Source organism: Massilia sp. P2_C2 (assembly GCF_056404615.1).
Genome location: NZ_JBFUDR010000454.1, coordinates 1 through 3,581, shown reverse-complemented (window position 1 = coordinate 3,581; position 3,581 = coordinate 1). Strand labels below are relative to the sequence as shown.

The following is a 3,581-nucleotide window of genomic DNA, read 5'->3' as shown; positions in this document are numbered from 1 at the left end:
GTTTAGACCAGAGGAGTGTTCCGACTATATTAGATCGGCGTTCYTCTGGGTTTGCGTGATGTTCCGATCTTTATTAAGTTGTCCGAACTTAATTATGACGAAACACAGGTGTGTGCTCAGGCGAAGTTCTGGTTCACGAAGCCCCAGTTGACGACGTTCCACCATGCCTCGACGAACTTCGGACGGGCGTTGCGGTAGTCGATGTAGTAGGCGTGCTCCCAGACGTCGCAGGTCAGCAGCGGCTTGTTCTCGGTCGTCAGCGGGGTGGCTGCGTTCGAGGTGTTGACRATGTCGACGGTGCCGTCCGTCTTTTTCACCAGCCAGGTCCAGCCCGAACCGAAGTTGCCGACGGCCGATTTCTGGAACTCTTCCTTGAACTTGTCGAACGAACCCCACTTGGCGTTGATCGCGTCGGCGACCGGACCGGTCGGTGCGCCGCCGCCGTTCGGGGTCATGCAGTTCCAGAAGAAGGTGTGGTTCCACACCTGGGCCGAGTTATTGAAGACGCCGCCCTGMGATTTCTTGATGATCTCTTCCAGCGACAGGTTTTCGAACTCGGTGCCCTTGATCAGGTTGTTCAGGTTCGTGACGTAGGCCTGATGGTGCTTGCCGTAGTGGTATTCCAGCGTCTCGGCCGAGATGTGCGGCTGCAGGGCATCTTTCGCGTACGGCAGTGGGGGCAGGGTATGTTCCATGTCTTGTTCCTTAGTGAGTTGACGGGAGACTCGTTCAAAGTCTCTGCGGTACAGCAATTCGGGCGCTTATTCTAAACCGGATGCGTAAAGGTTGCAGATATAGCTTTGCGAATATTCCAGATTGTCGGGAACGTCGAAAAACCTGCTGCGCATTGCACTGTTGTCCTGCGATGCTCGCTGTACTACTCGTACAGCTGCGCTTCTCGAACAACATTGCCGCCGCTCGCGACGGTTTTTCGAGGTCCCCTGTCATTCCAGTAAGTCCTGCACGCCGGCCACGCTGACTTCCGCGCTGCCCTCGGCCAGGCGAATGCGCAGCACGTCGCGCGGCTTGATCTGGCCCGGCGCGTGCAGCACCTTGCCCYTGGCATTGCTGACGATGGCGTAGCCGCGCTCCAGCGTGCGTTGCGGGTTCAGCAGTTCGAGTTGCGCGGCCAGTGCGCTCAACGCCTCGCGGCGCGCGCGCAACTGGTTGCCGACGCTCGCCACGAGGTGGCGCCGGTCCGATTCCAGCCGCGTGCGCAGGCCGCTCCAGTCCGGACGATGGCGGGCCCAGCGCTGCTGCAATTGCGCCAGCAGCACGCCCTGGCGGTTCACGGGCGTGCGCACGGCATGCGTGAGACTGCTGGCCATGGCGAGAAGTTTCACGCGCTGGTGGACGATCTGGCTCGATGGGCTCAGGAGGCGGCGCGACAGGTTGTCGAGGCCCTGGCTGGCATTGGACAGGATACGGTCCATGGCGCGGCGCAGGTCGCCCGCGTCCGCCTGCAGCGACGCCAGCCAGTCGGCCCGGGCCGTCGCGGCCAGCTCGGCGGCGGCCGTCGGGGTGGCGGCGCGCAGGTCGGCGGCGAAGTCGGCGATGGTGAAATCGGTCTCGTGGCCCACGCCCGAGATCACGGGCATGCTGCACGCGGCGATCGCGCGCGCGACGGCTTCCTCGTTGAAGCTCCATAAATCCTCGATCGAGCCGCCGCCGCGGCATACGATCAGGACGTCGACCTCGCACCGGTGCGAGGCGATGGCGATGGCTTCGGCGATCTTCTGCGCGGCCAGCTGGCCCTGCACGGGCGCCGGGTAGAGCACGATGCGGACGTGCGGCGCGCGGCGTTGCAGCGCCGTGAGCACGTCGCGCAGCGCGGCCGCCTGCGGGCTCGTCACGATGCCGATGGTGCGCGCGAACAGTGGCAGCGGCCGCTTGCGCGCCTCGTCGAACAGTCCTTCGGCCCCGAGCTTTTCCTTCAGGCGCATGAACGCTTCGTACAGCGCGCCGACGCCGGCACGGCGGATCGCCTCGACATTGATCTGGTAATCGCCGCGCGCGCCGTACAGGGTGACGAGCGCGCGCACCTCGACCTTGTCGCCCTCGCGCGGCGTGAAGCCGGCGTACTGGGCGCGGCCACGGAACATGACGGCCCGCACCTGGGCCGCATCGTCCTTCAGCGTGAAATACCAGTGACCGGATGCCGCGCGCGTGAAATTCGAGATCTCGCCCCCGATCCAGACGAGGGGAAACGTGCGTTCCAGCAGCCGCGCGACCTGCTGGTTGAGGGCCGTGACGGTCAGCACGGGTGGGGCGGCGTAGGCCGGATCGGCGTCTTCGATGGGGAACATATGGGTGAGCTGGTTTGAACTGTCCACAAAAACATGGTTGCGCGCAGCTTATGGCATATCTGCTGTAAAACAACAAGTAGTTTTTGTAACTTACTGATTTTTAAGGTAAACCGTTGCTGCATTATTTCGATGCAGCAATCAATTTGCCTTACGGATCAATGGCTTGGGTGCATCTTCGAGTACTTGGCCACAATCTTATCCACAGAATGTGTGCGAAAGTGGATAAGCTCCCTGCTCATAAATTCAGCATGCATATATTTTCCTAGAGCAATCAAACACTTAGGGGGCTGTCACGTTCCTTGCTCACATCGTTTTCCACAGTTTATGTGAACAGACGAGCGTCGCACCCTGTCGCCAACGCATGCTTGGCCACGCGGCGACGGCTGCCTAAAAAACCTGCACAGCAAAAAATCCTTTCAAATTCAACAGCTTTGATACGAAGCAAGGGCATTGCTCACAATCTTTTCCACAAAATTTGTGAAGAATGCACAGGGCGATGTCCAGAGGGTGACTTGAACTGTGTACAAGAGGATGCGCCCGGAGGACGGGACTATACCGCAGATGGCTGTCGCGCCCCTTTGCGCAACCGTTTGCGGCGCCTTGGCTGTGTACAAGTCCAACCTGCCTAAAAATTGAGCTTGGCCATAAAGTTTGATTTGAATCAAAGGGTTAATCTGCAAATGACGCGCTTGCTCACATCCTTTTCCACAGTTTGTGTGAAAAATCCCGTCTTCAGCGACGGCGCACAGGGACGGCATGCATGGGTTACCGCACGGTGAGCACGGCGGGACGCTGAATGGCCAGCAGGGAGAGTCCTCGCCTCCCGGATAAGTCCACAATGCCCAAAAATTGAGCGATAGGATTTTTCCTTTACAAATCAATTGTTTGATAGCTAGTTTTTGCGCTTGCGCACAATTTTGTCCACAAAAAATGTGCAGAACGGCAGGGTGATCGTACCTGCTGTAGTCGTGCTCAACACTGCCTATTTTTTGGACTTGGAAATTTTTCTGAGTAAAATCAAAAGCTTACTGTTGAGATGGGTGATTTCTCACAAATTTATCCACAGAAATTGTGGGCAACTACATCCCGAGCCGTCCTACAACGTATGAGAATAAATTGCGTTCAGGAAATCGATAGAGTGGTGCCCTCTTTTTACGCACGGAAAAATATCCTTTAAGAATCAAGGTGCTTAGCGCAAGAAGACGGCCTTGCTCACACTTTTATCCACAGAAAGTGTGTAGAACTCTACTTGCCGCAAACCGGGCAACACGTTAC

At 58.0% G+C, this 3,581-nt stretch carries 2 protein-coding genes; both read right to left on the bottom strand.

The window, feature by feature from the left end:
- Positions 1–116: 116 nt before the first annotated feature.
- Positions 117–695 carry a Fe-Mn family superoxide dismutase gene (locus tag AC1DYX_RS29215; protein ID WP_029756898.1) on the bottom strand — a complete coding sequence of 193 codons (579 nt, stop codon included), beginning with the start codon at positions 693–695 and terminating at the stop codon, positions 117–119.
- Positions 696–944: 249 nt separating this feature from the next.
- Positions 945–2,306 carry an exodeoxyribonuclease VII large subunit gene (xseA, locus tag AC1DYX_RS29210; protein WP_477265428.1) on the bottom strand — a complete coding sequence of 454 codons (1,362 nt, stop codon included), beginning with the start codon at positions 2,304–2,306 and terminating at the stop codon, positions 945–947.
- Positions 2,307–3,581 lie beyond the last annotated feature (1,275 nt).